Source organism: Bradyrhizobium sp. MOS003 (assembly GCF_003020125.1).
Taxonomy (GTDB): domain Bacteria; phylum Pseudomonadota; class Alphaproteobacteria; order Rhizobiales; family Xanthobacteraceae; genus Bradyrhizobium.
On the sequence record NZ_PYFW01000015.1, the window covers coordinates 43,347 to 69,527 of the forward strand.

Annotated in this window: 28 protein-coding genes and 2 pseudogenes; 18 read left to right on the forward strand and 12 right to left on the reverse strand. The window is 59.9% G+C overall.

Annotation, left to right across the window (positions count from 1 at the left end):
- The first annotated feature begins 798 nt into the window (after positions 1-798).
- Both C7G42_RS33315 and C7G42_RS35590 read left to right on the forward strand, forming a co-directional pair.
- Positions 799-999: a hypothetical protein gene (locus C7G42_RS33315; protein ID WP_106953062.1), complete on the forward strand. Its 201-nt coding sequence runs from the start codon at positions 799-801 to the stop codon at positions 997-999.
- Positions 1,000-1,013: 14 nt separating this feature from the next.
- Positions 1,014-1,430 carry a hypothetical protein gene (locus C7G42_RS35590; RefSeq protein ID WP_199581272.1) on the forward strand — a complete coding sequence of 139 codons (417 nt, stop codon included), beginning with the start codon at positions 1,014-1,016 and terminating at the stop codon, positions 1,428-1,430.
- A gap of 372 nt (positions 1,431-1,802) precedes the next feature.
- Here the strand turns inward: C7G42_RS35590 and C7G42_RS33325 are convergent, their stop codons facing one another.
- On the reverse strand, positions 1,803-2,906 hold the full coding sequence (locus tag C7G42_RS33325) for a DNA topoisomerase IB (RefSeq protein WP_106953063.1): 1,104 nt from the start codon (positions 2,904-2,906) through the stop codon (positions 1,803-1,805).
- Positions 2,907-3,137: 231 nt separating this feature from the next.
- Here C7G42_RS33325 and rnhB point away from each other — a divergent pair, with 231 nt between their 5' ends.
- Positions 3,138-3,992, forward strand: coding sequence for a ribonuclease HII (gene rnhB, locus C7G42_RS33330; RefSeq protein ID WP_106953064.1), 855 nt, complete (start codon positions 3,138-3,140; stop codon positions 3,990-3,992).
- Here rnhB and ligD read toward each other — a convergent pair.
- Positions 3,989-4,936 (reverse strand): non-homologous end-joining DNA ligase, encoded by a 948-nt coding sequence (gene ligD, locus C7G42_RS33335; RefSeq protein ID WP_106953065.1) that lies wholly within the window; start codon positions 4,934-4,936, stop codon positions 3,989-3,991. The genes rnhB and ligD overlap by 4 nt on opposite strands.
- 332 nt (positions 4,937-5,268) lie before the next feature.
- Here ligD and C7G42_RS33340 point away from each other — a divergent pair, with 332 nt between their 5' ends.
- The 6 genes from C7G42_RS33340 to C7G42_RS33365 all read left to right on the forward strand — a co-directional run bounded on the left by C7G42_RS33340 (position 5,269) and on the right by C7G42_RS33365 (position 8,863).
- Positions 5,269-6,231, forward strand: coding sequence for a DUF3618 domain-containing protein (locus C7G42_RS33340; RefSeq protein ID WP_106953066.1), 963 nt, complete (start codon positions 5,269-5,271; stop codon positions 6,229-6,231).
- A gap of 10 nt (positions 6,232-6,241) precedes the next feature.
- The gene (locus C7G42_RS33345) at positions 6,242-6,901 is read left to right on the forward strand and encodes a hypothetical protein (RefSeq protein WP_106953067.1); all 660 of its coding nucleotides are present in this window, start codon (positions 6,242-6,244) and stop codon (positions 6,899-6,901) included.
- Entirely contained in the window at positions 6,898-7,314 is a 417-nt protein-coding gene (locus C7G42_RS33350) for a phage holin family protein (protein ID WP_106953068.1), read from the forward strand. The genes C7G42_RS33345 and C7G42_RS33350 overlap by 4 nt, the downstream gene beginning before the upstream one ends.
- Positions 7,311-8,042: a hypothetical protein gene (locus C7G42_RS33355; protein ID WP_106953069.1), complete on the forward strand. Its 732-nt coding sequence runs from the start codon at positions 7,311-7,313 to the stop codon at positions 8,040-8,042. Before C7G42_RS33350 ends, C7G42_RS33355 begins: the two co-directional genes overlap by 4 nt.
- 68 nt (positions 8,043-8,110) lie before the next feature.
- Positions 8,111-8,572 (forward strand): YidB family protein, encoded by a 462-nt coding sequence (locus C7G42_RS33360; RefSeq protein WP_106953070.1) that lies wholly within the window; start codon positions 8,111-8,113, stop codon positions 8,570-8,572.
- A gap of 27 nt (positions 8,573-8,599) precedes the next feature.
- A complete protein-coding gene (locus C7G42_RS33365; protein ID WP_106953071.1) occupies positions 8,600-8,863 on the forward strand; it encodes a GlsB/YeaQ/YmgE family stress response membrane protein in 264 nt (87 codons plus the stop codon).
- Positions 8,864-9,266: 403 nt separating this feature from the next.
- On the opposite strand, the gene C7G42_RS35135 is transcribed toward C7G42_RS33365, so the two are convergent.
- The 4 genes from C7G42_RS35135 to C7G42_RS33385 all read right to left on the reverse strand — a co-directional run bounded on the left by C7G42_RS35135 (position 9,267) and on the right by C7G42_RS33385 (position 11,907).
- Positions 9,267-9,629: a hypothetical protein gene (locus C7G42_RS35135; protein ID WP_158537651.1), complete on the reverse strand. Its 363-nt coding sequence runs from the start codon at positions 9,627-9,629 to the stop codon at positions 9,267-9,269.
- Complete coding sequence (locus tag C7G42_RS33375) at positions 9,595-9,783, reverse strand: hypothetical protein (RefSeq protein WP_106953073.1); 189 nt, start codon at positions 9,781-9,783, stop codon at positions 9,595-9,597. The genes C7G42_RS35135 and C7G42_RS33375 overlap by 35 nt, the downstream gene beginning before the upstream one ends.
- A gap of 209 nt (positions 9,784-9,992) precedes the next feature.
- On the reverse strand, positions 9,993-10,202 hold the full coding sequence (locus C7G42_RS33380) for a DUF2171 domain-containing protein (protein WP_106953074.1): 210 nt from the start codon (positions 10,200-10,202) through the stop codon (positions 9,993-9,995).
- A 25-nt stretch (positions 10,203-10,227) separates the two neighbouring features.
- Positions 10,228-11,907: a DNA polymerase/3'-5' exonuclease PolX gene (locus tag C7G42_RS33385; protein WP_106953075.1), complete on the reverse strand. Its 1,680-nt coding sequence runs from the start codon at positions 11,905-11,907 to the stop codon at positions 10,228-10,230.
- A gap of 670 nt (positions 11,908-12,577) precedes the next feature.
- Between C7G42_RS33385 and C7G42_RS36020 the strand changes: the two genes are divergently transcribed.
- From C7G42_RS36020 to C7G42_RS33405, 5 genes and pseudogenes are all read left to right on the forward strand, one after another.
- The gene (locus tag C7G42_RS36020; RefSeq protein WP_245428123.1) at positions 12,578-12,763 is read left to right on the forward strand and encodes a DNA ligase-like domain-containing protein; all 186 of its coding nucleotides are present in this window, start codon (positions 12,578-12,580) and stop codon (positions 12,761-12,763) included.
- A gap of 17 nt (positions 12,764-12,780) precedes the next feature.
- Positions 12,781-13,353: an ATP dependent DNA ligase gene (locus C7G42_RS36025; RefSeq protein WP_245428125.1), complete on the forward strand. Its 573-nt coding sequence runs from the start codon at positions 12,781-12,783 to the stop codon at positions 13,351-13,353.
- A gap of 34 nt (positions 13,354-13,387) precedes the next feature.
- Positions 13,388-13,693 (forward strand): hypothetical protein, encoded by a 306-nt coding sequence (locus tag C7G42_RS34935; protein WP_147250318.1) that lies wholly within the window; start codon positions 13,388-13,390, stop codon positions 13,691-13,693.
- A 315-nt stretch (positions 13,694-14,008) separates the two neighbouring features.
- A pseudogene (locus tag C7G42_RS33400) lies at positions 14,009-14,193 on the forward strand (DUF3606 domain-containing protein).
- Between the two features lie 80 nt (positions 14,194-14,273).
- The gene (locus C7G42_RS33405) at positions 14,274-14,816 is read left to right on the forward strand and encodes a DUF72 domain-containing protein (protein ID WP_502694248.1); all 543 of its coding nucleotides are present in this window, start codon (positions 14,274-14,276) and stop codon (positions 14,814-14,816) included.
- Positions 14,817-15,231: 415 nt separating this feature from the next.
- On the opposite strand, the gene C7G42_RS33410 is transcribed toward C7G42_RS33405, so the two are convergent.
- Positions 15,232-15,417, reverse strand: a complete 186-nt coding sequence (locus C7G42_RS33410; RefSeq protein ID WP_106953077.1) for a hypothetical protein — start codon at positions 15,415-15,417, stop codon at positions 15,232-15,234.
- 381 nt (positions 15,418-15,798) lie between these two features.
- On the opposite strand from C7G42_RS33410, the gene C7G42_RS33415 reads away from it, so the two are divergent.
- Positions 15,799-16,761, forward strand: a complete 963-nt coding sequence (locus C7G42_RS33415) for an ABC transporter substrate-binding protein (protein WP_158537652.1) — start codon at positions 15,799-15,801, stop codon at positions 16,759-16,761.
- Positions 16,762-17,260: 499 nt separating this feature from the next.
- Here the strand turns inward: C7G42_RS33415 and C7G42_RS36375 are convergent, their stop codons facing one another.
- The 4 genes from C7G42_RS36375 to C7G42_RS33425 all read right to left on the reverse strand — a co-directional run bounded on the left by C7G42_RS36375 (position 17,261) and on the right by C7G42_RS33425 (position 20,125).
- Positions 17,261-17,422 (reverse strand): DUF6894 family protein, encoded by a 162-nt coding sequence (locus C7G42_RS36375; protein WP_158537653.1) that lies wholly within the window; start codon positions 17,420-17,422, stop codon positions 17,261-17,263.
- Between the two features lie 203 nt (positions 17,423-17,625).
- Positions 17,626-17,802 carry a hypothetical protein gene (locus C7G42_RS35595; protein WP_199581273.1) on the reverse strand — a complete coding sequence of 59 codons (177 nt, stop codon included), beginning with the start codon at positions 17,800-17,802 and terminating at the stop codon, positions 17,626-17,628.
- A gap of 157 nt (positions 17,803-17,959) precedes the next feature.
- Positions 17,960-18,091: a hypothetical protein gene (locus C7G42_RS36195; RefSeq protein WP_283809876.1), complete on the reverse strand. Its 132-nt coding sequence runs from the start codon at positions 18,089-18,091 to the stop codon at positions 17,960-17,962.
- A gap of 93 nt (positions 18,092-18,184) precedes the next feature.
- On the reverse strand, positions 18,185-20,125 hold the full coding sequence (locus C7G42_RS33425) for a winged helix-turn-helix domain-containing protein (RefSeq protein ID WP_245428127.1): 1,941 nt from the start codon (positions 20,123-20,125) through the stop codon (positions 18,185-18,187).
- An 80-nt stretch (positions 20,126-20,205) separates the two neighbouring features.
- Between C7G42_RS33425 and C7G42_RS33430 the strand changes: the two genes are divergently transcribed.
- Both C7G42_RS33430 and C7G42_RS35150 read left to right on the forward strand, forming a co-directional pair.
- Positions 20,206-20,649, forward strand: a complete 444-nt coding sequence (locus C7G42_RS33430) for a cupin domain-containing protein (RefSeq protein WP_106953080.1) — start codon at positions 20,206-20,208, stop codon at positions 20,647-20,649.
- Between the two features lie 365 nt (positions 20,650-21,014).
- Entirely contained in the window at positions 21,015-21,185 is a 171-nt protein-coding gene (locus C7G42_RS35150; RefSeq protein ID WP_158537655.1) for a hypothetical protein, read from the forward strand.
- A 1,253-nt stretch (positions 21,186-22,438) separates the two neighbouring features.
- Here C7G42_RS35150 and C7G42_RS33435 read toward each other — a convergent pair.
- Positions 22,439-23,764, reverse strand: a complete 1,326-nt coding sequence (locus tag C7G42_RS33435) for an adenylate/guanylate cyclase domain-containing protein (RefSeq protein ID WP_106953081.1) — start codon at positions 23,762-23,764, stop codon at positions 22,439-22,441.
- 303 nt (positions 23,765-24,067) lie between these two features.
- Here C7G42_RS33435 and C7G42_RS33440 point away from each other — a divergent pair.
- Positions 24,068-24,698 (forward strand): annotated as a pseudogene (locus C7G42_RS33440) (tyrosine-type recombinase/integrase).
- Positions 24,699-26,181 lie beyond the last annotated feature (1,483 nt).

Sequence of the window (26,181 nt, forward strand, 5' to 3'; positions counted from 1 at the left end):
CTGTGGCCAGCAATGACCGTTGCGACCTGAAGAGCTCCTGACCGCTGTCTACCAATAGAAGTGCAAGCCGGTCTGACGCTCCAGCCAAACGTTCAATTCATCCGCCGCCCGGGTGGCGGCGCAACGGGTCCCATCGAGAGTGATACCGCACGGACTGTAATTCCGCGCCGTCAATGCCCCGGTGAACTTCTCCAACGTGCCGCGAAGGTGATGCCATCGAAAGGCTTCACCGGGCTACTCGAAGATGCTGATACCGCTAGCAACGGCGTCACAAAACTCCAGTGCGGAATCGACCAATACCGGAAGCACTTGGCCGACCCTCCCGCCATCTGCCGAGCCAGATCGGGCACTGCAACTCTCGCGCGACGGATCGGTTCGACCTGCGGGCCGCCTCGCAAGCTCCTCGGTAATGCAGACCGCGGCTACACTGACTGGATTGTCACTTGCGAACCTGATCAAGGGTATGAACAACAGCGGTCGGCACCAACCATACTAATCTTAGCCTATCCGCTCCCCCGGTCCTGAAAAGCGCCGGTCTCGGCAACGGGCGTCGGCCACTGAATTGGTGCGGATTCGCTCGCGCGCGTGCTTGAGAACTCCCCGTCTCTAACCTGCTCGATATGACCCTGTCGGCAGTCGCGGCGATCACTGGCAGTTTAACCGTTGCTCGCCCCTTTCGGTCGGCAGCGACTGTCGATCAAGATTCCGCACTGCACATGCTCCAAAGCTTAACATGTCTCAATTCCCAAGTCGGCGGAAACCAGGATAGAATAGGGCTTTCCCTTAAAGGGGCAACTCATGTTTGACACCGCAACAACCGCGCTTTTGCGCGCGATTCTCGATGAAGTCTGTGAAAGGGTCTCGCACCGCGAGATTGGAGCCCGTACCCACGTCGCATCGAAAATTTTGGAAGCTGCGTCTAGAGGCGAAGTCTCGCCCGAGGGCCTTAGGCAGATCGGCCGCGACGCCCTCTCGCACGCGCCGACGATGTGGCGCTGATCGTAGGTGCTGGTGTGAACTTCCAGATCACTGTTTTGAAGATCTTGGCGGCATACCCGGACGGGTTTGCCGTGATGGAAGACCTGAAGCGTGACATGGCTATCCTGGCGACGAGTGGCCGCGACTGGGCAGACCGGACCCAGCGGCTCGCGGCCAAGGTGCCGGACCTCAACATCTTTTCACAAGGACTGGTCGAGCGCATAAGCGGAGGATGGAAGATCTCGGCCAAAGGGCGGGCGGTGCTTGAAATGATGGAAGCGCGGCCAACGGCTTTGGAAACGGGGCAGGTGCCTCTAGTTGAGGACACGACCACGACGTCGCCGGCGCCAGTTCCTCCGCTGCGGCAACCCGCCGACCGTGCGAAGCGGCGGCGCGAGCGCCGCGAACGTCGGCGCGAGGCCCGTGAACGAGCAAGAGCGAACGCCTCCTGAGGGAGGGCGACCGAAAAAAAGCCGCCAGCGGTGGCGGCTTGATAGTTCCGGACCGTCGGTTGCCTCCCCAGTCCCAAGCGTACCGCCGTTACCTTGTTTGCGGCCATGCCACTCCGAGCTACCGAACACAATTCGATTCGGCTATCGGGCCGCCGATTTATGCACGGGGCATTCTACGGAGCCGGCAAGGGGCTAAATGTGGACGGGAGCCGAACCCGAGCGTGATGGCCAGCCGCGACCCTCCGCGCCCGACTGACACCAATACCCCAACCTGAACGGGGGGCCCATTTCCGCGACGAGAGCACAGTGCCGATTTAGGCCAACTCGGCACCATGGCGGTGGGCGCGGTCGTCCAAAAAACTGGTCACGGGACTAGGCGGCGGCCTTTAGAGCATCTAGACGTTTGCGGAGAAACGCCAGCACCATAATCTCGTCGGACGTAAGCTTGGCGTACTGGCGCTTGAACTTCTGCGCGATCTTGGCTTCGATCATCTTCACGAGATCACCTGACATGTAGGCGTCCAAGACTTCCGGGTGCACATAGCACTTCCGGCAGACGGCCGGCGTGTTGCCGAGCTGTTTCGAAACGTTCTCAATCGCGGCGACCACGTTGCGCTTGGCCTCGGCCTGGCTATCGTACTTCTTGAATTCGGCAAGGGCGAACGCCGCGAGAACCGTCCCCGCCCAAGTCCGGAAATCCTTGGCGCTGAATTCCTCTCCCGTGATGTCCTTGATGTAGGCGTTGACGTCGCCAGAATCGACGGTTCGCGGCTGTCCGTCATCGTCGAGGTACTTGAAGAGCTCGTGTCCCGGGATCTCAGCGCATCGCTTCACGATCGCGGCTATCCGTTTGTCCTCGACGCGAAGCTTCCACTGCTTGCCCGACTTACCCGTGAAGTCGAACCGAAGGACACCGCGGCCGACGGAAACGTGCTTTCGCCGCATCGTGGTGAGCCCGTAGGACTTGTTCTTCTCCGCATACTCGGCGTTGCCGACCCGGATCAACGTCTTCTCCAGCAGACTGACGATCGTGGCCAGCACCTTCTCGCGAGGTAGTCCGTCCAGCTTCATGTCGGCTTCGACCCTGGCGCGGAGCGCCGGCAGCGCAGCCGCGAACTGGATGATGTGCTCGTACTTGTTCTGGTCACGAAGTTCCCGCCACTTCGGGTGATAGCGATACTGCTTGCGGCCCCTCGCATCGAGCCCGGTCGCCTGAATGTGGCCGTTGGCCGAGGGGCAGATCCACACGGATTCGTAGGCCGGCGGGATGCCGATTGATTCTATGCGGCGGATGACGGCGGCATCGGTGATGCGCTTTCCGTCCTTGTCGTAGTAGCTGAAGGTCGTACCGGCCCGCTTGCGGGAGTAGCCCGGCGCGGAGTCGCTGACATACCGGAGCCCTTCTTCCGCGATGGTGGCCGCTACTTCGGCGGTGCGGTCCAAAACCTGTTCTTCGTTGCCGGTCTCTCGGAGCATGGGCCTGTCCCTCGGAAGCACCCTGGGATCGAGGCTCCACTCCCCCGTAAAGGGATGAGAACACCGGTTAGTTCCGTTCTGAGATCGGTGGATGCGATCCATCTCAAGTGAAGGCCGGGCCGGTTCCTTTCGAAAGGCGCTGCGAGCGGTCGGGCGGCGTAGCAAGCTTCAGACAATCGCCACAAAGTTCACCGACACGCTCCCTCACAGTCAGTCTCCACGAAAGCTTCCATGTCCCAGTATTCACTCGATGTGCTGCGTCAGCGCTATGTCGTCGAGAAAAGACCGCTCGAGGCCAGCGTCGAGCAGATCTTGCGGGCCGACAGCCGCGCGGGAGCCCGCGCCATCCTGGCTTCGATCGATAAGCGCCGCTTCGAAAACAGATCCGAAGGGCAGCGCCTCCGCAAGATGCTTAATTTTGAAACCTCTCTATGGGAGAGCGGCGTTCATGCCGTGGCAGGCGTGGACGAGGCCGGAATGAGCCCTCTCGCCGGTCCGGTCTCCGCAGGCGCTGTGATCCTTAAGCCGGGTACCCGGATAGTCGGGATCGACGACTCGAAGAAACTCGACGCTGCGGCCCGCGAGGAGCTCGCGAAGGAGATCAAGGCAAAGGCAGAGAGTTGGTGTGTGGCGTTCGTGGAGGTCGAGGAGATCGACACGATCAACATTTATTGGGCGGGCATCCAAGCCATGCAGCGGGCGGTCCGGGGACTCGCGTTGACGCCCCAGCACTTGCTGATCGACGCGAAGCGGTTGAAGGAGATCGATATCCCTCAGCAGGCCATCATCAAGGGCGACGCCAAGTCCGCCAGCATCGCGGCCGCCTCCATCCTCGCGAAAGTCGAGCGCGACATGGCCATGCGGACGCTCGACGAGCGCCATCCCGGTTACGGTTTCGCGGATCACAAGGGTTACCCGGTGCCCGCTCATTATGATGCGCTTGCCAGGCTTGGTGCATGTGCAGCTCACCGGAGGTCGTTCGGACCTGTACGCAAGGCTCTCGGCTTGCCGCCCCTGCCGCCGTGGCCTTCGGCATCCGAGCGCGAGGCTGAACCCAGGTCCCTTGCTCCGCCTCAGCTGCCTTAGTTTCGCGACCAACTCCTTTCGCGAATGACGTCCTTGGCCTTTTTGTCGGACCGCAGGCCGAGATAGACCGGCTGGCGCAGTTCGCCCTTGCTGGTCCACTCCGCGAACTTCACTTCCGCGACCAACCTGGGACGCACCCAGGTCGTGACCTGCTCGTCCTTCACCTTGGCGGCAAAGGGCGACTTGGCCGTCCTGAGCTTCACGAGCTTGCCGTGAAGCTCTTCCAGAACCTGGTGGCTGAAACCAGTGCCGACGTGGCCGATGTACCGCCACCCATCGTCCTCGCGTACGGCCAGCACGAGGGCGCCGAAGAATGGCCGAGTTCGCCTCGGTGCCGTGAAGCCAGCGATCACGACCTCTTGCCGCTGCGCGGTCTTCACCTTCAGCCAATCCGCGGTCCGGCGTCCGGACGCGTACGGGCTGTCGGCACGCTTGGCTATAATGCCTTCGAGATGTCTCCGCTCGGCTTCTGCGAAGAACTTCGTTCCGTTGCCTTTGCGGTGGTTGCTGAACGCGATCAGCTTGTGGCGCGGCAGGATGGCCTTAAGCCGCTTCTTGCGCTCGAGTAGCGGAAGCGTGCGCAGGTCCTCGCCGTCCGCGAACATGAGGTCGAACGCGCAGTACAAGAGCTTGGCCTCATGGCGCAGGGCATTCTGGAGCAACTGGAAATGAGATGCGCCGTCCTTGCCGATCGCGACGAGCTCGCCATCGATCACGGCGTCCGTCTTCACGCCCTCGAGTGCTTTCGCGACCTCAACATAAGAGTGGCTGATGATTTTCCCATTGCGGCTGTAGATCGCAACCCGACCACCCCGGATTTCCGAGACCATACGAAAACCATCGAATTTGTCCTCGAAGACCCAATTGGGATCGTCGAACGGTGAATCGGTCAGCGTGGCCAGCATGGGCTGCAGGCGATGAGGCAGGGTCGATTTTCGAGCCATGGCGGGACGACGGGACCACAAAGGGTGGCAACGGGCCGCATGCATCGTCAGTTCCATCTGGCAGGTGAAGGCTTCGGCGAGGAGTAGGGGAAGGCCTAGCTCGAAAGTCCCACGTTGCCGGCAGATAAAAACATGCCTACCGCGTCGGACCCCGGTTGCCGCGAGGTTTGCGAGTCTGCGCCGACGGCTGCGACCGGCTCGCGTAAGCTCGCAGGCGGGCAGAAGCGGCAGAGCTCAGCTCCAAAGGGAGACTAGGAACCATCCATTAAAGGCGGCGTTCGTCCTCGAAGCACAATCAAGAGAAGCAAATCAATAATAGACAAGAGGATGAGATGACGCGATCGGTGGAGGAGCTACGACGCGAGTCCGAGCGTAACCGGGCGGAGTTGGCGGCCACTGTCGACCGTCTGAAGCAGGGATTATCGGATACAACGCGGGATCTGCGTCATATGGTCTCGCCTCAACACGTCAAATCCGAAGTGTCCGGCTATGTGAGCGACAAGGCTCAAGGCTGGATCGAAGGGCTCAAACAGGAGGCGATGGATAATCCGATGCGCACGGTCGCCGCAGGTACCGTGGTGGCTGTACCGCTGCTGCGAATGGTCCGCGGAGTGCCCCTGCCGCTTCTCATGATAGCTGCAGGCTTGGCGCTCACCTCGAAAAGTGTGCGCGACCGGGCTGCCGGTGCCATTTCGCCCATTATGGATGATGCCAGTCGGGTCATCGACCAGACTGCCGAGAGAGTTCAAGACGCGACGAGTGAGGCGCAAGCACGACTCTCCACGTCCCGAGGACGAGCCAGCGGTGCAATCAACGATGCGATGGATGCCGCCAGGACGGCGGCCGACGACATCAAGGCGCGCGCAACGGCGGCGGCAGGAAAGATAGGCGACACCATCACCGGCGGGATGGACGCCATCCAGGAGTCGGCGACCGCCGCTCCAGAGCAGGCACGTCAGATCATTGGTGACAACGCCGCGGTGATCGGAGGACTCGGCATCGCCATCGGCGCAATCATTGCAGCCGCACTTCCCGAAACGAAGTTCGAACATCAGACGGCAGGTCCGGCGAGCGACAGCGTGAAGCGCGCCGCAGCCGAAGCAGCCCAAACCGGTTTCGAGGCAGTCAAGGGTACGACATCGTCTGCCGCCGATGCCGCGACCAGGACGTTCAATGAAGCCGATCTCGGGCAGCACGCGAGCCGTATGACCCGGAATCTTGCCGACAACCTCAAGGAAGCAGCCGCAGACGTTGTCGACGCGGCATTCAACCCCTCCCCCAATTCAAGCACCTGAGAGACAGACCATGAGCGATTCAGATGTGATCAAGCCGGCCAACTTCAACAAAGGCAGCAGCAATTCCTCCACCGGTCTGAAGGATCAGATTGGGGATGCCGGGGCCGAGATTAAGCAGCGCGCCGGAGAGGCCCTCAAGGCATCAGCGGACATGGCACGGGACAAGTTCAGCGAAGCCACCGACGCAGCCAAGGATGTCGCCAGCGGCACTGTCGAACAGATCCAGGAGCGGGCGCGGCAACAGCAGCAGACCGGCGCCGATTTCATCGAGCGCCTGGCGGGTAACTTCCGCCAGGCCGCGGGCGCATTCGAAACTGACGTCCCGTTTGTCGCACGCGGTATCAACTCGGCCGCCGACTATGTGGAAGAAGCGGCCGCAAAGGTTCGCGACGGCAGCTTCCGTGATCTCGTCGACGGTGCGACCGATTTTGCCAAGCGGCAACCGGCAGCATTTCTCGGCCTGTCCGTCTTGGCCGGGTTCGCCGCTGTGCGCTTCCTGAAGGCGTCAGGCGGCTCCCCAACCTCGCCGCAGACGGGTTCGGGTAGCGGACTGGCGGCTGGCGGTTCCGGAGCCCGCAGGGCGTATGCGAGCGAGGGATTCGGTTCGCAGGCCTCTGCGGGGTCGACGACGGGACAGAAACCAGCATCGGTTGACGGCAGCGCATCATGAGCATCGAGCACGATATCGAAACCGGCAAGAACGATCTTCATAATGTCTCGGCCCTTGTCGGTGACGCAATGGCTCAGGTTGCGAAGCTCTTACAGAATGAGGTCGACCTGGCGAAGGCCGAATTGGGAGAAAAGGCTCAAAAGCTCGGTGGAGCATTGGGCCTTCTGGCCGGCGGCGCAGTCCTTGTCATTCCCGCCATCGTAATGGTGTTGTTCACGCTGTCTTCAGCATTGATCAGTGCCGGCTGGTCGCCAACATTGGCCTACCTGGCGTCCGCGATTGTCGCATCTGCCTTATCTGGCGCTCTGATAGCGGTGGGCATCAACCGGCTGGACATGGGCGACCTGGCGCCGAAGGAGACTATCCGCCAGCTCGGGAAGGACAAAGACACAGTGAAGGGAATGGTGCGATGAGTAGCCCGCAAACCGGTTTTTTTGACAGTCTTCTTGCTGCGGCCCGAGACAATCCGCTGTCCGCTGCGCTCATCGGGGGCGGCGCACTCTGGTTGCTGGTTGGCGACGAGAAAATGAAGGGTGCTGCACGATCCGCCGTCACGGTCGCATCGGACGTCGTCGACAGCGGTGCGAACAATCTTCGGGCTGCGGCCTCGGGTTTGCAACGGACCGCAGCGCCGCCGACAGCCCCGGAGTTTGATCACGAAGTAGGCGACGCGGCCGGGACGGTACACGCCGCGGCCGGAGCCGCAGCCGGCTCCGTCTCTGCTGCGGCGGACAGCGTCCGGGACCGGTTCGACGAAGGCGTAGCTTACGCCCGCGAACAATTCGCCAAGATGGGCAATCCCTTACCAACAGAAGACACCTTGTCGAAGGCTCAGTCTTCGCTCGGCGATATGATGCAGAGACAGCCTCTGGCCATCTGCGCCGTCGGCTTGGCGATCGGTGCGGCAATCGCAAGCGCGTTTCGCACTTCCCAAATTGAAGACGACTACATTGGCGACGTAAGCGACCAGGTGAAGGATGATCTGAGCAGGCGTGGAACCGCTGCGTCCAAGGCCATGCGCGAAGCTGCCGATACGCTCATTGCCGAAGCGAGCGACGTCGGCGCCGAGGCAGTCGATCGCATGAAGCAGGCGGGGACGGATGCCGCCCAGGCTGCGAAGGAAAAGGCCAGGCAATTGTGAGGACTGGCGGCGCCGACAGTCGCCGCTCCTCGCACACTGCAATTCCCCTTCCAAATTCGGAGCTGAACATGAGTCGCGGAATGCCATCGATGACCGCCCTTTTGGGAGTGCTCGCGATTGCGGGCTATCAAAATCGAGACAAGCTGTCGGAGATATTTCGCAACGCGACCTCTGGCCAACAGGGGATCGGCAGTAAGGATGCTCTCGGCGGTATGCTCGGCAATCTTGGAGGCCTGCTAAGTGGCGGCGGCGTCGGCTCCCTGCTAAATGGTGGGATCGGCGAGCTGCTGGAACACTTTAAACAGAACGGTCAGGGTGACGCGGCTCAATCGTGGATCAATCAGGGGCCGAACCGCGAGGTTACACCCCCCGAGCTCGATCAGGCTATCGGCCCGGACGTCATGCAGAAACTGGAGCAGCAGACCGGTTTGTCGCGACAGGCAATTCTAACCCGATTATCTCGAGAGCTTCCGGCGGCGGTGGACAAATATACACCGGATGGCCGTCTCCCTGCTTCATCGGCAGGATAATAGCAGCGAAAGCCGAGGAAAAACGGCATGGGCATCATTTGGACGATCATCATCGGTTTTGTCGCAGGCGTCATTGCGAAATTCATCATGCCTGGCGACAACGAGCCATCCGGTTTTATCCTGACGACGATCCTCGGAATCGTAGGAGCCTTCGTAGCGACGTATCTCGGCCAAGCGCTGGGTTGGTATCGTCCCGGCGAAGGGGCGGGGCTAGTGGGCGCCGTGATCGGCGCCATCATAGTATTGTTCGTCTACGGTCTCGTGGCCGGCAGAAGCCGCCGCGCTATCTGACCCGCCTGTCAGCAGGCCGTGCAGCATTCTCGCGTTCACACCGGCGTAGTGATTGAACCATTCGGGTTGCGGGACGTCCTGATAAAAGGAGTCCCGCCACTTCCAGTAGCGCCAGCCGGAGCAACTCACATAAGCGGCGCCGTTCAGGCTCCCGGACGACGTTTTGCAACCTTCAGCCTCCCATTTTAGCCTGGACTTGTGCATCTTGGCGGAGCGGAGGATATTGTTCTCGCGCTGCTTCTGGCCGCGGACCTCGCGCCGCTCACGGCGTTCCTCGGGCGTGAGATCTCTCAAATGCAGTGGCCGGTGCGGGCGGCATGGCCTCTTTCCTGCAATGAGAAGGAGCGAGCAGGCGTAAGGGGTTCCTTTTGCCGTTGGAGGCCCATTGAATGAAGGTTTGCGATTATGCTGCCGTTACTTTGGCGGAGGGCAGCCAGCGCCAAATTCCGAGCAAATTGATCGCGAGAAGGATGAGATTCTGGATGCGCCGTGCACAAGGGTGGTCAGGCATGCCACCTGCCTCGCGGCGCTGCGAAGCGACATTGGCCTCAAGACTGATCATTCCAGAAAGCATACGCCTTGATTCAGAGGCGATCGCCTGGCTCATCATTATCGTTGCGAGACGTATGAGCACTATGCGCCGCATGGCAGGCCCAAGCGAAGGCGAATTTCCTGCGTCTTGTTCGCCGTGATCGGCTTGGGGCGCCGCGACACAAGCATGCTCTTTGAATTTACTTCTTTTGCTTCGCTTCTGCGGTTTTGCCATCCGAGCTTTTGGAGCGTTCTTCAAACCGATCAGCGCCCTTTGCTAGATCGTGCCCCATCTTGCTCTCGGTTTTCGCTTCGTCCTTCGAGGCCGCTTTGAGCAAGCCCTCAGAGGCCGATTTCCCCGCTTTTGATGATTTTTGTTCGTTATCCATTTGTAGCTCCTTCCTGATAAAGGGCGCTTCCCACGAAACTTTCGGTCTGTGCGGCCTTGGACGTACCAACGTTCAATCAGAACGCCCGGGATATTGTTCCCAGTTCTGTGAGGCTCTCGGTCGAGTCGCGGTCCATGTTGGTTGTTCCTGAAGTCCGGCAGTACCTGGTTTGGTGCCTTTTTGATGCAGGAGTTAGCCGGTGGGTTTCGTCAGCTTTGAGCGAGCTGCCAGTGGGAGGTGATGTCGGCGCCAGTCTTATTGAGATGCACGTGCTGATTGACGTGATCGACCCAGGAGAGCGGAATGAAGTGATGATGCTGACCGTCCGGCGAACTCTGCTTCGTCAGCTTGATCTTGTCCGTATCGTCCAGATGATCGGCTTTTCCGACCATCTTTCTATAGGACGAAATCACGTCCATGTCCCGACGCTGGGCACACGGCCGATCATGCCGCTCGGGCGAGCGAGCGCCGCTTCTGGCGGAGGTAGCGCGTGATCTCCGGGAGCGACATCGTGTTCAGCACACGGTCGGCGGGGACACCGCCCTTGCGGGCCATCACGACGCCCCAGTGCATGTGGTCAAGTTCGGGGATCGAGTGCGCGTCCGGATTGATGCTCAGCATGCAGCCGAAGTCGAGGGCCGCCTGGTGCCAACGCCAATCCAAGTCGAGCCGCCAAGGGTGGGCATTAATTTCGACCACAACGTCGTACTTGGCGCACGCCCGCAGCACCTTCTCAACGTCGATTTCGTAGCCCGGCCGCCGCTGGAGCTGTCGCCCCGTCATGTGGCCGATGATGGTGGTGTGAGGGTTGGAAATAGCCCGAAGCAGGCGCTGCGTCTGCGCCTTGCGATCCAGCTTGAAGCGCCCATGGATGCTGGCGACCACGAAATCGAAGCGCTCCAGAACGTCGTCGTCATAGTCGAGCGACCCGTCTGCCAGGATGTCGGACTCGATACCTTTGAGGATCCGGAAGTCCTTGCCGAAGCGCTTGTTCAGTCGATCGGCTTCCCTGTGCTGCTGCGCGATCTCCTCGACGGAGAGACCACCGGCATAGTGCGCGGACTTGGAGTGATCGGCGACCCCGAAATACTCAAAGCCCTGCTGGCGCGTGGCCTTGGCCATGCTCTCCAGCGTCTCGGTGCCGTCGGAGGCATCGGTGTGGCAGTGAAGGATGCCCCGCAGGTCCTGGTCGGTGACGAGCTTCGGGAGCTCGCCTTTCAGAGCCGCCTCAATCTCGCCGCGCCCCTCCCGGAGCTCAGGGTCGATGAAGGGCATACCGAGGGCGCGGTAGATCTCAATCTCCTCGCCGGCGATCAGCATGCGGCCCTTGTGCAAGCCGTCGGCGCCTAACCGTAGACCCTTTTCGGCGGCCAAGGCTTGAAGCTGCTCGATGTGGCCAGCGGAGCCGGTGGCGAAGAGAAGGGCGGCGCCGAAGTGCTTGCGGTCGGACACTCGAATTTGCAGCCCGTCGGCCGATGGCGTCGATGAATTGTCCAGCTTGGCAGCCTCCGCAACGATCACGAGATCGCCGACGAGTTCGCAGCCGCGGCGGAAATCGCCGGCGATCGTCACACGCTTGAGTTCGGCGCGGGACTTGCGGATCGAGTCCTTCGCATGTGCGAGCAGCGCGGCGGCGCGGTGCAGGTGGAGGGGGCCTTCTCCGCTTTTGGCAATCGCGAGGTTCTGCACGATCTTGTTCTGCAGCGCGACGCCGAGTCCTTTCGCCTTCTTGATGCGGTCATCCTTGGCGGCGGCCTCCAACTCCGAGAGCGAGCCGATGCCAAGATCCTTGTACAGGCGCAGCACCTTCTCCGGACGAAGGCCGGGTACACCGAGCATCTCGAGCACGCCCGCGGGAATCTCCTGCCGCAGCTTTTCGAGGCTGGGATGACTGCCCGTCTTGTGAACCTTGGTGATGATGTCGGCAATAGCATCGCCGACGCCCGGGATCTCAGTAAGTCGATCTTCGGCGATGAGCACGTCCAGAGGAACGGCTAGGGCCGCCAGGCTGTCGGCGGCCCGAGAGTAGGCTTTCGCCCGGTAGGGGTTGCCGCCTCGCAAGGCGGTGCGCTGCGCGTACTCTCGCAGGAGACTTGCCACACCGCGCGCGTCAAGCGAAGGCATTCAGCCAGCCTCCCGGTCCGAGCTTTGTGGCGCCGCCGGAGTAAGGCGACCGCCGGAGCGGTCACTTGGCCGGCGATCGAGAGAGCTCTCGAGCTTCTGGGCTGCGCGAAATTCCTCAAGGTGCTGGACATTGGGGCCGTAGGCAGCCTCCTTCTTGAGGAGATTGTAGATCCGGCCGGCCACCAGTTGCAGATGCTTTATCTTGCCCCGCGGCATGGATCTCGCTTTGCAGAGAGCTCGGACGGCGTAGGCGCGGAAATAGTCGAATGCGTCTGACATGATGTCAGTAAACGCCGGCTCTCGCCGAGAGTTCGATGCGCTCTGGAAGGATTAGATCGCCCATCGGCGCCCGTCGGGGCCTGGCGCAAAACCCAAAACCTTGCGAACAGTGAGGTCGCTGGAACTCCTCGCCGCCTTCGAAGTTGCGAGACTCGTTGATTGAGGAAGGCAGACTGCCCGCCGTCGGCCGCAACCCGGCGGCGGAATTTTTGTGAGTTGAGTAGCGTGGCAAAGCGTACAAAGGCGCCTCGGGCCGAAAAGACCGAGGTCCCTACAATGCCGGGGTTCATCGAACCCCAGTTGGCGACCCTGAAGATGAAGGCTCCTTCGGGATCTCTATGGATTCACGAAGTCAAATACGATGGCTACCGCATCCAGCTCCGGATCGACGGTGACGACTCGACGGGCCTACACCCGCAGCGGTTACAATTGGATCAGTAAGTTCTCTAGGATTGCGGCCGCCTTCGATATCGAAGGACAGGCCATCGCCGACGGCGAGGTCGTCGTCATCCATGATGGGCGCACGAACTTCTCCGAGCTGCAGCAGACCTCGGCAGGGGCGATCAGGATCGACTAGTCTACTTCGCTTTTGATTTGCTCTGGCTGGACGGCAGCGATCTGCGCAAAGAGCCGCAGATCGAGCGGAAGAGGCTGCTCAAGGATCCGATCGAGGAGCACGACCTCAAGGAGCCCGTCCTCTATAACGAGCACCACGAAGGGGACCGCCAAGCACTGTTCGCCGCAGCCAGCAAGCTGAATTACGAAGGCATCGTCTCCAAGCGGGTGGACGCACCATACCGATCAGATCGAGTGGAGGCTTGGCAGAAGATCAAGGTCGTTCAGAAGGGCAAGTTTCCCGTGGTCGGCTTCATCAAGGACCCGTCCGGCGTGGCCGCGCTCTATCTGGGCAAGAAGGAAGGCAAGGATCTGGTCTACATGGGAAAGGTCGGGACCGGATGGAGCCGAACCACCTCGGCGCAGATCCGCAAGGCGCTCGACACCGTGGTAAGCCCGAAACAGAAGCTGACCAAGACCATCAGGAAGCCGAAGGCCACGTGGGTCGAGCCCAATTTCTATGCCGACATCGAGTACCGTGACATCACCTCCGAAGGTCTGCTGCGGGCCAGCTCGTTCAAGGGGCTGAGCAAAGGAACGCGCCGATCATAGCGGCGTTTTCCTGGGAGTATGTGGAGTACCGGTCATGGATCCGGAACAGCGAGTTGCGAAGGCCTTAGAAGACGCACAAGGCATCTTGGCCCGGCATGTCGAGCCCGGCCCTAGGAGATTGCGAGCAAACAATAAACAAGCTGCTGGATGTGCTCGACGACGAAGCCGTCGTGCAGGCGCTCAGGATTCGAAGATGGAAAAGCCCACAACAGAACAACTCGACGAGCTCAAGAGGCTCAATGCAATCGCGCGCGTGCCGGACGAATCGGAGATCGTGACCTCGAAGGAAGAAGCCGAAACCCGGATCCGCGATCTGAAAGACAAGGCTCGGATGGAATGAGACGATCCCCGGACGCATCCAGAGCGAAGAGCTCGGTCGGTGAAGGGACGTCGATTTCGGACATCCGCATGAACTCGATGGACACGTTCGATCCCGATATGCCGTGTCGCGTTCAAGACTGACCTCAATGACCGGATCATCGAATGGAGTGCCCATGGGCGTCGATGTACCGCCAACACGCGTCGAAATGGGATGAAGGAGTCATTGCCTGGGATGGCCTGTTGCTCAACGGATGGTCTCCCATTCTCCACTCACTTGGAACCCGCGAATCCTTGCGGCGTTGCATCGCCATCAAGTTCGCAAGAGGAGCAGCCGATGACGGCAGCGAAGAAGAAGACCGCGCGTGGACGCAAGCAGGACTGGGCACGCGTCGCCAAGGGACAGGACTCGAAGTTCGCTACGCAGCGAAGAAAACCGGCCGCTCGGCCTCGGCGGTGAAGAAGGCCGTCAAGAAAGTCGGCAATTCCCGCAAGCGCGTAGAGAAGCGTCTCGGCCGCTAGGCTCTCAGATCCGGCGTTAGCCTCTGCACGGTTGGCTCAACGTCCCTGCCGGTGACGTACGATGGCACTTACGGGCTAACATGGAAGAGGGCGCACAGGTCAAGGCTGAGATGTGGCTTGGCACAGCGGGATGGAATGTTCCACAGGTCTGCAAGGATAGGGTTGGCGGCGCGGGCAGCCACCTCGAGCGCCACGCGCGGGTCTTGAACGCCACCGAGATCAACTCATCGTTTCACAAGCCGCACCGGCGTTCGACCTATGAGAAGTGGGCAAGCGCGACGCCGGATGATTTCCGCTTTTCTGTTAAAGTGCCTAAGTCCGTATCTCATTCGTCACAGCTAGCGCGAGGTGAACTCGATCGCTTCATCGAAGACAGCGCCGGGCTTGGGGCAAAGCTCGGAGTTTTGCTCGTTCAATTTGCACCTCGCAGAATTCTCGTCGAGTCAGACGCGGAACTCCTGCTCGGCACACTGCAAGAAAAGACCTCAGCCGCTCTCGTTTGCGAGCCGCGTCACGTAAGCTGGTTCACGCCCGAGGTTGATACTTGGCTTAAGGAGCGTCGGATTAGCCGCGTCGCTGCGGATCCGGCGCGGGTGCCCGATGCCGGCCTCCCGGGCGGGTGACCGGACCTGCGATATTTTCGACTGCATGGAGCGCCGCGCATTTACTACTCCGCCTACGACGGGACATACCTGCGCGCGCTGAAGTCACGGCTCGGTCCAGCATCGTCGTCTTGTGAGACCTGGTGCATCTTCGACAACACTGCCGCCGGCGCAGCACTCCAGAACGCACTCGACTTGCTTACTTGAAGGGCCTTCTTGGCAGTATTTGGCTGACAACCCACACGCGGCCTTTGGGGGCTATCTGCGCCTCTCCGATTTTGCCTCGCCTTCGGGCCAGCCATAGGCAAGCGGACCAAAGTATGTACCGGCCCCAGTCTGTTTCATGTCCAAAAGCAGACATAGCGGTATCCAAGGCAGAGGTCAGCTACGGGCCAACAGCGGAAGTGGCGATTGTAGCCTGCCAACTGAGGCGGCCTTACTGCGCCAGTCCGCGACGCTCTTCGTCGGCAATGGCGGTCAGCATCTCGTACTGACTGGCGAGACCGCTAAGGCTATTCGCGATATTTTGAAGCACGTTGGCTTTCCTCGGCGAAACTCCGATTTCCGCCGCCTCACTACGGTAATCCGTCGCCAGCTTCCGGCATTCTTCAGCGGACCGCATTCGCAACCTCACTGAGCAAACAAAAGCAGCGCGAAAGCGCCCACGGTAAAAATAGCCCCGGCAATCGCGGTTATCGAGAACAGGTCGTCGCGCATGGATCCCGCTCCAGTACGGAGACTATGTTACCGCAACCGGTGGGCTAGTACAGTTCAAAAATGAACTTAGGGATTGAGCAGGCCCAAACGGTCCGTTTAGGGTCAAAGGCTGCCCTCCCAGGGCTGCTTCACCCGAGTCGGTTCATCTGTGGCAAGCAGACGTTTCGGCTCTTCGAGCATAGGGCGGCAACGGGCCAATTGCAGACTCTTGCACCGCAGCAAGCGAAACCATGTTCTTTGAAAAAGCCGCCTGCTAACCTCGCGCTGCGAACCGAAGGAGGAACACGTGGCTCGTTTAGCAACGCGTCGTGCCTTGCTTTTGACTACCTGTTCGATTGCCATCGCCGCCGTGGTGAACGCTGAGCCGACACGGCCATGGCGCGTCGGACTGGTCACCTCCGGGCAGAGCGACCGGATTATTGGATGGTTCAGAGAAGCTTTCAAAGCCAAGGGATATCACGAGGGTAAGGACCTGATAATCGAACTGCGAGAAGCGAAGGGCCGCTACGCGCTGTTGCCAACTCTAGTCAGAGATCTCGTTGCGCTAAAGCCAGACGTCATAATTGCTGAAGCAACGCCCGCGGTAGCAGCGGCACAACGAGTGACCTCGACGATTCCGATCATCATGTCGCCATCCACTGATCCTATGGGCTCCGGCTTCGTCAAAAGTTTTGCCAAGCCCGGGGGCAATATCACTGGCGTAGCGAACATGTTCGCTGACCTCACAGCCAAGACGCTCGACATCGTTCGCCTTCTCTTTTCCAAAGTGCGTAAAATAGGTGTGCTCACTTCGGACAACCCGGTGCATCCGGCCATGGCCGAAGTGGCGGCTAGTGCAGCGAGCGCGCTCGGCATTTCAGCCCAACTATTCGTTGCGGCGACCCCCGAGGACCTCGACAAGGCGTTCGCAAACATGAAGGCGGCGGAGTGCGAAATCGTTTACGTACTGGCGGACCCGCCGCGGCAGGCATTGCCGTCAATTGCACTCGAATACGGGCTGCCCACCGTATATCAGGTCACCAGTTACCCAGACCTAGGCGGGTTGATGGCTTATGGACCGGACATCAAGGCTCTATTTTTACTAGCGGCCGATTACGTGGATCGCATCCTAAAAGGTGCAAACCCAGCGGACTTGCCGGTTCAGCAACCGACCAAATTCGAGTTCGTGATCAATCTCGAAACGGCCAAAGCATTGCACCTGACTGTCCCGGACCAAGTGCTCCTGCTCGCGGACAGAGTGATCGAGTAGCGATCATTTTGGGACCCGAAAGTCTGCTCCGGGTCAAACGCGTCATTTTGACCGTGCGCCGACTACTTCCGGTCTACCCCGATTAACAGAAGTTCGCGGTGCCGGCCGGCATGTCTCAAAGGGGGCCAGAAGCAGAATTGAGTGAAAGTCAATTCCTCAATATAAAAGCGAGCAAAGGTTGCCGGGCGAGACATCCTATCGCTGCGCGGAATAGCTCCATGTCACAGGACCTCCCGATAAGGATTACACTGGTACATGGGACTTGGGGGCGTTTGATAATTCAGCGGCCGTGGCGGACCGGCAACAACAGTCCATTTTGGTTTGATAAACAATCCCCATTTTCAGAACGGTTGCGCTCTGAGCTACAACGTAAGGGCCTGTCGACCATCATAACTACATTTCATTGGTCTGGCGCAAACTCGATATTGCATCGTGATCAAGGTGCAGAGGCTCTTGCGAAACATCTGATCGAAGAGCGCCTCAGTTCTCCATCGTCGCTTCAAGTCGTCATTGCGCATAAGCCCGAAGGGCTGTGGTCTCGTATCCCCTCGGCGAGATATCTCATCGCGGCGTCCCGCGCGGCGGCCAAGTCCAAAAGTTCTTCGCCCTGGTCGTCAAGAATGATGCCCGCCCAGTCCTGATAGTCGAAGTAGAAACGCATGTGGGCCAACACGATCCTGGTCCGGGCGTTCCTCTGACCAAGCGCCGTCCCATGCGTTGATTTCACTTACTCAAAATGAGCCGTTCGCTACAAACGAGTATCCCGTCCACTCCTCAAGGGCCCCGGTTCACTTCCTTCAAGGAAGCGCTCATCGATGCATCAGGCGCGTTTGCCAGTGACAGATCGCGAGACGGCTTGTGTGCTCAGAGCGGCGGGCGGAGCTTCTTCCGGTTGAGGGCTAATCTTAGTCTCTCCCTCAGCAGACGGATTTCGTCATATTGCTTTTTGATCTCTGGATCGATGCGCAGCCGTTCTAATTGCTGGTCGTGCAGTTTCGACAATGCAGCAATATACGAACTTTGGATGGGCGGGACACGCATGATGACCCTTCAATAGAATACGAGAAAAGCCGATCTCAAAAACTTGGCCGAAGCACAACTTAGGAAATAATTTGGGGGGCCTTTCTGACAATGCGGGCTCGCTGGCAAAGTTCGCCCGTTGCGTCTTTATGACGCCATCGGGCGGTCCCCCCGACCTTCAGGACTTCAGCTTCTGGCGAAGCTTCCTGATCAATTCGCGGAGTTCCGCGGCATACTCTTCGATGATGCGCCGCCTGGCCTCGTCGCTCTCGCGGGGCCTCACGTCCTTGTCCGGCGGCATATCACTCATGGCGTCATACCAGCGGCTCGCGGCAGGCGGCCTTTGATCTGGAGCAATAGTTCCACCCTCAGGGCTGTTCTTTGACCTGCCGGAGGCGGATTTTCATCTCCATTTGGTGGAGGCCAATTCGGCGCGAGCAAGGAGAAGCCGGTCGCGCCGCAACTCAAGGCGGCACAGCTCGCGGGCGCGCTCGCGTAATTTACGACTGTCGTCGCGGGTGGCGCGCGCCCTGATGATGTCCAGATCGTCCATAGGGCATTCGGATGCGATCTCGCCGGTTCCCGCATTTGACCAGATTAAAAGCGTCCACTCCCTCAGGGGCAGCGCGATGCCCTGGAGTACGCTTCGGGTCAGAGGCTGCCGTCGACAGCCAGCATGCCCTTGGTCGGGTGATCTCTCGGAAGCGGACATCGCCGCGCTCTCGGCTGAGGTCAACCCCGGGCCAGAAGCTGACCTGCCAGTCGCGCTCACTTTAGTCCGGCAGGCCCGCCGCGCGCAGCGCCTTGCCGAGCTTGATAGCCAGTTCGGGCGCGCAGGCGACGCCGGCGAACTGGCGGCTGATGCGGAACGCCGGCTGCAGTTCCAAGACGCATGCAGCCGCCGCCTTCGCCTCCTTGAAGCGCCCAATCGCAGCGAGAGATGCGGCGAGCTGCACCCACGTGATGCTGTGGGAGGGATTGGCCAGGTTGGAACGGTAGGCTGCATTTGCAGCCTCCTCATAACGATCGCGACAAAAATAGCCGAGCGCCTGCGCGTCGTAGGCCGCAAAGGCCCACGGATCGAACGGACTAAGCGCATGCCGCGCTCGCTCCAGTCGATTCCGCGTTCAGCGTCCCCGGCCCAGCCCGCCACGACGCTGCCGAGAATCCATGCCAGTGCGGCTGAAGGACTCAGTGCGACCGCCGCTTCGAAAGCCGCAAAGGCCGCCTGCCGGTCATGAGCGTCCATGCCAAGCGAGAAGCCGGCAAAGGTGAGGGCGCGGGCGTCGTCGCGTCCGTGCTCGATCGCGAGGCGCGCGTGGCGCACCGACGCCACTCGATCCTCTTCCTTCAGCCCCGCACGCAAGAAGCGGTTGTGGTGGCTCATTGCGGCGAGGCCATGGGCTAGGGCGTAAGTTGGCTCGAGCGCCAAGGCGCGCTGGAGCTGCGCCAGGGCAGTCGCGGCACGATCTGGCATCCCCGAGTCGACGTCCGGCTGTGCACGCAGCACGAGTTCATAGGCGTCGAGAGTGTCGGGACGTTTGCGACGGATCCGCTCGATTTCGGCACGCCGCAGGCTTGGCTCAATAGCACCGACCACCGCCAGCGCGATCTCATCCTGCAACGCGAACAGATCGCCCGCGATGCGGTCGTAGCGCTCGGCCCATACATATCCGCCGTTGGCTGCATCTGCGAGCTGCGCGTTGATACGAATACGGTCGTCGGCGCGCCGCACGCTGCCCTGCAGGACATACCGCACGCCTAGATCGCTGCCAACATGCTTCACGTCCGCGACGCGCTCGCGCCAGACAAAGCTCGAATTGCGCGCGATCACGAACAGCCAACTGATGCGCGATAAGCCCGTGATGATGTCGTCGACCATGCCGTCTGCGAACCAGGCGGCTTCGCCCGAGTGCTCGAACGGCAGCACAGCTATGGAGGGCTTTTCCGGCAGCCACAACCTGGCCGAATGCTCGCCCTGATCTGCATCTGCACCGACCCGGTTGGCAATCGGGCCGACATAGCGATAGCCGCGACGTGGCAGCGTTTCGATCCAGCGCTCACCGCCGTCTTGCCCGAGCGCGCGGCGCAGCGCCGCGATCTGAACCGTGAGATTGCTTTCCTCAACATTGAGCCCGGGCCATGCGGCATCCATCAGCGTGTCTTTTCCGACGGGAGCCGGCGCGCGCTCCAGCAGCAGGCGTAGCAGCGCCGCACCCCGCCGGCCGAGCACGGCCGTCGCGTCGCCTCGGATCAAAGCGCCGGTCTCGGCATCGAGTACAAAGGAGCCGAATTTGTAGGTGACTGGTCGGGGATCCAGGGCCATTTCCGCAACATTTTGCATCAATTTCGGAGTTGTTTCACGATCTTTGGACGGCGGAAAGACAGGATAGTGCTCCCCATTATCCCGTTGGAGGGCTCAACATGAGTGGCAAGGCGATCATCCGCAGACCAGACGAGGGCAAGTTCGTTAGGCTCGCCGGCCAGCCCATGGCCTTTCTGGTCACCGGCAACGATACCCGACATACCTCGATGTTTCGTTGGACGATTTCGCCCGGCTTCGCTACCGGGTTGCATGTCCATCGCGTTCAGGAAGAAACATTCTATGTCCTGGAAGGTGAATGCGAATGGCAAGTGAATGCCACGCCTGGCACCTACTTGTTCCTGCCGCCAGGCGTTCCGCACAACATTGCAAATGCCTCAAACAAGATCGCGCGTGTCCTCATGACCGTCTCGCCCCCGGGGCACGAGCGATATTTCGAGGAGTTGGCCGAGATTGTAGCGCGCGGCGGCACGGCTGATCCCACGACGATCGCCGAGCTGCGGGCCCGGTTTGACACAGATCAGCTAACGGCACTTAGAGGCTAGGCAGTTCCGCGGCAGGATACGGAAGCCGCTTGGCGCAATCTTGTGGTCCAACCTCTCTTTACGGTCAAAGTAGCCGCAGCGCACGATGCTGGAGATGGTCCGCTAAGGGTCAGAATCCGTCCTGACGAACCCGAAACGCGATGCTACGTCTAACTTGCAAAACAGACATCGTCAGACCGGCCGGGCGTAGTCCATGGCTCGTTGCCCCCGAAAGCATGTGAACTGGCGCACATCTTGCTCCACTAACAGGGCCTATGGTCTAGCGAGCTTTCCCGCGAGACAGAAAAGGGCCGCTCCCAATGCCAACGTCTCTACCGGAACGAACGAAGCCTGACGGTCAGCCGTCGCTAAGGAAAATCGCAGCAATGTCTGTTGTCTACGGCACTGTGCTGGTCGTCTTCGTTGGTCTCATTGCTTACGATGCACGGGTCGCAACTTGGATATCTGAAGCGGCCCAAGCAGAGTTTTCCAGTTCTAATGAGACGGTGGCTTCGCAACCGGTCAAACTGGCAGTGCAAAAGGCCGTTATTAAGTAGCCGGCAGGACGCACTTGGCCGGCCCAAGGCCCAACTTTCTAATTCGCTCGCGTCATGCATAAGATGGCGGTTGAAGCAAGCGCGAGTCCGCCTCTGGTCCACCGCCGATAGCCGAAGTCATGATGATTTCAGGCTTGTTCGGCTACGGGCCAAAGCAGCCGTCACCAAAGGGACGAAATTTTCCGCTGCACAGAGAGACCTCGCGCTAGAATTTTATCCCGTAATTCCACGTAAAGTAATGCCCCCAAAGCGCGGACTTTCTATGCCAGTGTTAGTCGGGGCTGATGGAAAAGAGAAACTTCCCCGTAGAGCCGAAATGCCTCAAGTGCGGTTCGCCACTTAAATAGTGAACGTGCTTCTAGATCCCATCTCGGGCCGCAGCCACCGTCTCTTATCGCTGTACCTGCGGCTACCAGGAATGGGATCTAGGCAACAAATCAGCGTGAGCGAAGCCACCGCCGTCGTCTGTTTCTCAGTCGCTACGCTGTCAGACGATTCCTTTTCTCTCAATTGGCCTTTCTAGGAAAAGCTTTCGATGCTTTAGCAATCGCTCGCGTTGTGTCCGCGAGGCGCTTAGCAATGTCTCGCATCCTGCGAGCCGCTTGTTCTAAAGCAGAATTATCAGCCGGGCTTGCCACCAATAGCGAATTTACCATTGCGTTGAGATCTTCGAGTTGCCGTCTGCACTGCGCAAATTCGGAATGAAGTAAGTCCAAATCGGGTGTGTCCGGAAGCTGCGCTTTCACTTGGATCCCTGCCCCACATCAGCCTGGACAACCGACATGTTCCGTTTAGTGCCATCAATATGCGTCTTCACTCGGCGCACTGCCAATAGCCCAAGTCGGGCCTTCACCGAGCCGGCTCTTGTCACACCGTCCAAGCCGAACGAGAATTGCCATCGATCAACGCTGATGCGTTTCACAACATAGTGTATACCGCAGTGAAACCCGGAGTATGATTCGGCAACGCCATGAAATTTTGTGGAAGCTCAAGCAGTCAATTAGACGACAAAAGTATAAGCTTTAGAGCTCACCGAGTAGTCCGGAAAATACCGGACCGTAGAATCCACAAGGCCGAACAGAGGTCCGCTTTGGGTCAAAGGCGGCGGTCCGCACCGGAGGCGATCACTTCTTCTGTGCCCCCGACTACAGACCTACCGTTGCACTGCGCCAAGATGCGATGGGCCAGGAGGTGACGTCCAGCGGCCGCTGCGCTCAGCCTGCTAAGAAGCAAATGGGAGGTCGCTTGGGTGACTATCCGCTGGCCGCAAACAGGTCCCACTTTCCGGGCAGCCCTTTGAGTTCGTGAGATCCGCGCTCGGCGAATTTCAGTCCGGCTCCCGCCACCAGGTCGGTGACGACCCGCGACACCAGAACTTCGTCGGATCCACAATGCGACATGACGCGCGCGGCCGCGTGCACCGCGACGCCGCCAACGTCACTACCTCTCATCTCGATTTCCCCAGTGTGGAGGCCGGCGCGAACGGAGAGCCCGATCTGCTTTGCCGCCGATCCGAACGCGAGCGCGCAGCGCACCGCTCGTCCAGGGCCGTCGAAGGTCGCGAGTACGCCGTCCCCAGTGCTTTTCACCAGATTCCCGCGGTGCTTGCTTACCATCTCCCTTGCAATCTGGTCGTGCTCGCCGAGCAGACGAACCCATCGCTCGTCGCCCATCGCAGTCGCGTTGCGGGTGGAGTCAATGATATCGGTGAAAAGCACGGTGGTCAGCACGCGCTCAAACTCGAGGAGGCCGTGATCGCGTCGGCCGGTGACGAACTCTTCGATATCTCCGGGTACGGTCTCATTATTGGAGGTCCAAACCGCGTGGTCGCCAATGGGATACTCGATGTATCTGACGCCTGCGATCGCTGCTGCAAGCTTTCGGCCCAAGGCGACCGGCACTTGCAGATCCGCCTTGCTGTGCAACACGAGGGTCGGCACCTGCAACGTCGGTAGGATCGCGGTGACGTCTATCTGGCGGTTGAGCCGTAGGAGTGTTCGCAGCGCTCCGGGACTACTCGCCAACCGCTCCCATTTGGCATATTGCGCGATGACAGCTGGATCGACCGCCTCGCTGGGAGCGATAGATTTGGTCAGTTCGCCTGTACCCCAGAGCCTCAGAATCTGCTCAAGACGTGCCTCCCACGCTTCTTCCGATAGGCGGTCTGCGGATCGGCTGAAACATCCGGTTAGAATGAGATGGGAAACGCGGTCCGGGTATGTCGCGGCGAAGAGGATACTCATGCAACCACCTTCGGAGAACCCGATCAGGGCCGCGCGTTCGGAGCCGATGGTATCCATGACGGCACGGACGTCGTCCATACGCTCTTCGAGGGTCGGCGCCCCCGACATCCGGTCCGACATCCCTTGTCCGCGCTTGTCAAAGGTCACGACCCGAGCGAAGCTCGCGAGCCGCCGCAGAAAAGCGGTGTATCCTGGCAACTCGTGCTGAAATTCGATGTGTGAGATGAACCCGGGAACCACAATTAGGTCTATCGGCCCATCGCCTGTCACTTGATAGGCGACGCTAACGTCGCTGTTCAGGGCATACCGTGTCTCAGGCAGCTTGAATTCAATCATCGAGCAAAACCTCGGGCCTACTCCATTGTTGCCTCCTAAATATCTGAGATCAACCCCGAAGCATCTGCGCCTCTGCCACGACGTAAAAGCACCTCAGCGCCCGTTTCGCGCAGGTCCGCCCTGGTTCAATGGCGTCGGCTTGGCCCGATCGACGCCTTCTTCCGATTGTCGCCTTTGGGTCAAAGCCGGTCCTGCCATCGCTCGAATTGGACGCAAGTACGTCTCCAATCGTCCATAAGCGGACGCCGGATTGGAAGGGCTCCGGGCGGAAAATGACCAGCCTCACTAGATGAGGAGGTCAACATGACCGCGACCCCGAGCACCACCGCCGCCTCGAAGCAGGTTCCCTGGAACAAAGGTAAGATCGTCGGTGCAAAGCCGCCGCTCCGTCCCAAGCATGTCTGGTCAATCTTGACCAAGCTCCAGGTCGAAGGCCGAACGCGCGATCTCGCAATGTTCAACGTCGCCATCGACAGCAAGCTCCGCGGCTGCGACGTCGTAGCCTTGAAAGTTGATGACGTTGCGCCAGGAGGATATTCGGCCGACCGCGCGACCGTCCGACAGAAGAAGACCGGCCGGCCAGTCAAATTTGAACTGACAGAATCGACCCGGCAGGCAATCGACGAGTACCTACGGCTTACCGGGCAAGAAGCCAGGAGAATATCTGTTCACCGGCCGACGCCTGAGTGGACCTATGACGGCCCGCCAGTATGCTCGCCTCCTATCCCGCTGGCTCGCCGACATCGGACTGGACCCGCACCTGTTCGGGACGCATTCCCTTCGCCGGACCAAGGCGACATTGATCTATCGCCGAACCGGCAACCTGCGAGCTGTGCAGCTACTTCTGGGACATACTAAGATCGAGAGCACCGTTCGATATCTCGGCATCGAGGTCGACGACGCGCTCGCGATAGCAGAACAAGTCGACGTCTGACTTCGGGGGCAGAGCAGACGTACTCTGCGCTGCCCTCACAGACGGCTCCGGGCCACAAGCGGGCATGCCAAATGCTCCAGCCCCTTGCTTAAGCCTTAGCGCTTAAGGACCGGGGAAGTTTACTCCCTCAGGGTAGCTAGTTCTTAGCTGCGCTATGGAACTACCCGTAGTTTGCCGGACATCGTAAGGTACCCCGGTGTGTTAGAGCAGCTGATGTCACTGACCGAAAGTCGGTGAGCGCGTTTGGGACGAGTAGCCAATCAGTCCCTCAGGAGAGCGCGTCGAAGCGACCTCGACAGAGTGTTTTATGGCTCCTGGACTTCAGGGCTCTTCGGAGGCCGCATGTCTGATGTTACCGCAATCGGCAGCGCCTGACCCATTTGAACGACGGTGCTATTTGCGAGACGATGATATCTCAACACGCAATCGGTGGCAGATGTCTTCAAGCTGAGTTTGCGTATTTTCGACGTTCACAACCGTCCGGTCCGCTCGCTCCCGTTCCGGGGTGCCGAAGGCGTCAGCATCGCGGGCTGCTTTCAATCGCGTCACCCTTACGCGACCGCTTGCGGCTCTGAGCTCGGCAAACTCTAGATCTTCAGGAACGAAACCGAGCTTTTCACCCTCCGCCACGAGCAACATCGTGACAGCGCTACGATCGTGAGGGCTGAGACCGTGAGCATAGAGGAGGCCGAGGTAATGGTCTATGTTTGAGCGCGCAACATATCGGTGCATGACGCCAATCCCCGTAAGGTAATATAGTATCAGCAATTACGCCTTGGGGCGAGGATGAACCGCGCTGTTTGAGGACCGTCCAGGTCACTAGCCCTCGTCACGGCAGTCGCGACAGCTCCGCCAACTGGGGGCAAAACCGAACCGCCCAATGCATCCTCCGTGCTGGGGACCAGCCAATCGACCGCGAGGAGGCAAGCTTCGAGGACAATGAAGGCGGCCAGACCGCCGACCCAACCTAGGCCAATGTCACGTCGGTTGACGCAATTCTTCGCTGTTCGCCCATGCTTGAAAGTCGGGACCTGCATTGGGTCGATGTCGTCACACTTGATACAGCGAAACTTGCGACCGCCTGTCTTAACCATCACGAAGTGCATCGGCCTGCCGCATTTCGGGCAGATCGGACGAGGGGAGTTTTTGGGCATGGGGGCTCACGCTGACTGAGGGCGCGAGTCTTCCGCTCACAGTCATCGGACAAAGTTGGTGAGCCGATGATGAAACCAAGCTAATCACCCCTTGCTATGGCTGCATTAGAAAAGAACCGGGCTACGTATTGGTACGGAGCTGCCCCATTGGTTCAACGGCTTCCGGTTACCTCTGGTCTCCCATCTCTGACCGATGGGAGTCCTTTCGATGATTTGGGCAGCGCGAAGCAGGACGTAAGGGAGGTCAACCCCATAGTTTGTCGGACTGATCGAGGTAGCCCATCCTGTTAGCATCAGCCGATGTCAACGACCGAAAATTGCAACAAGGA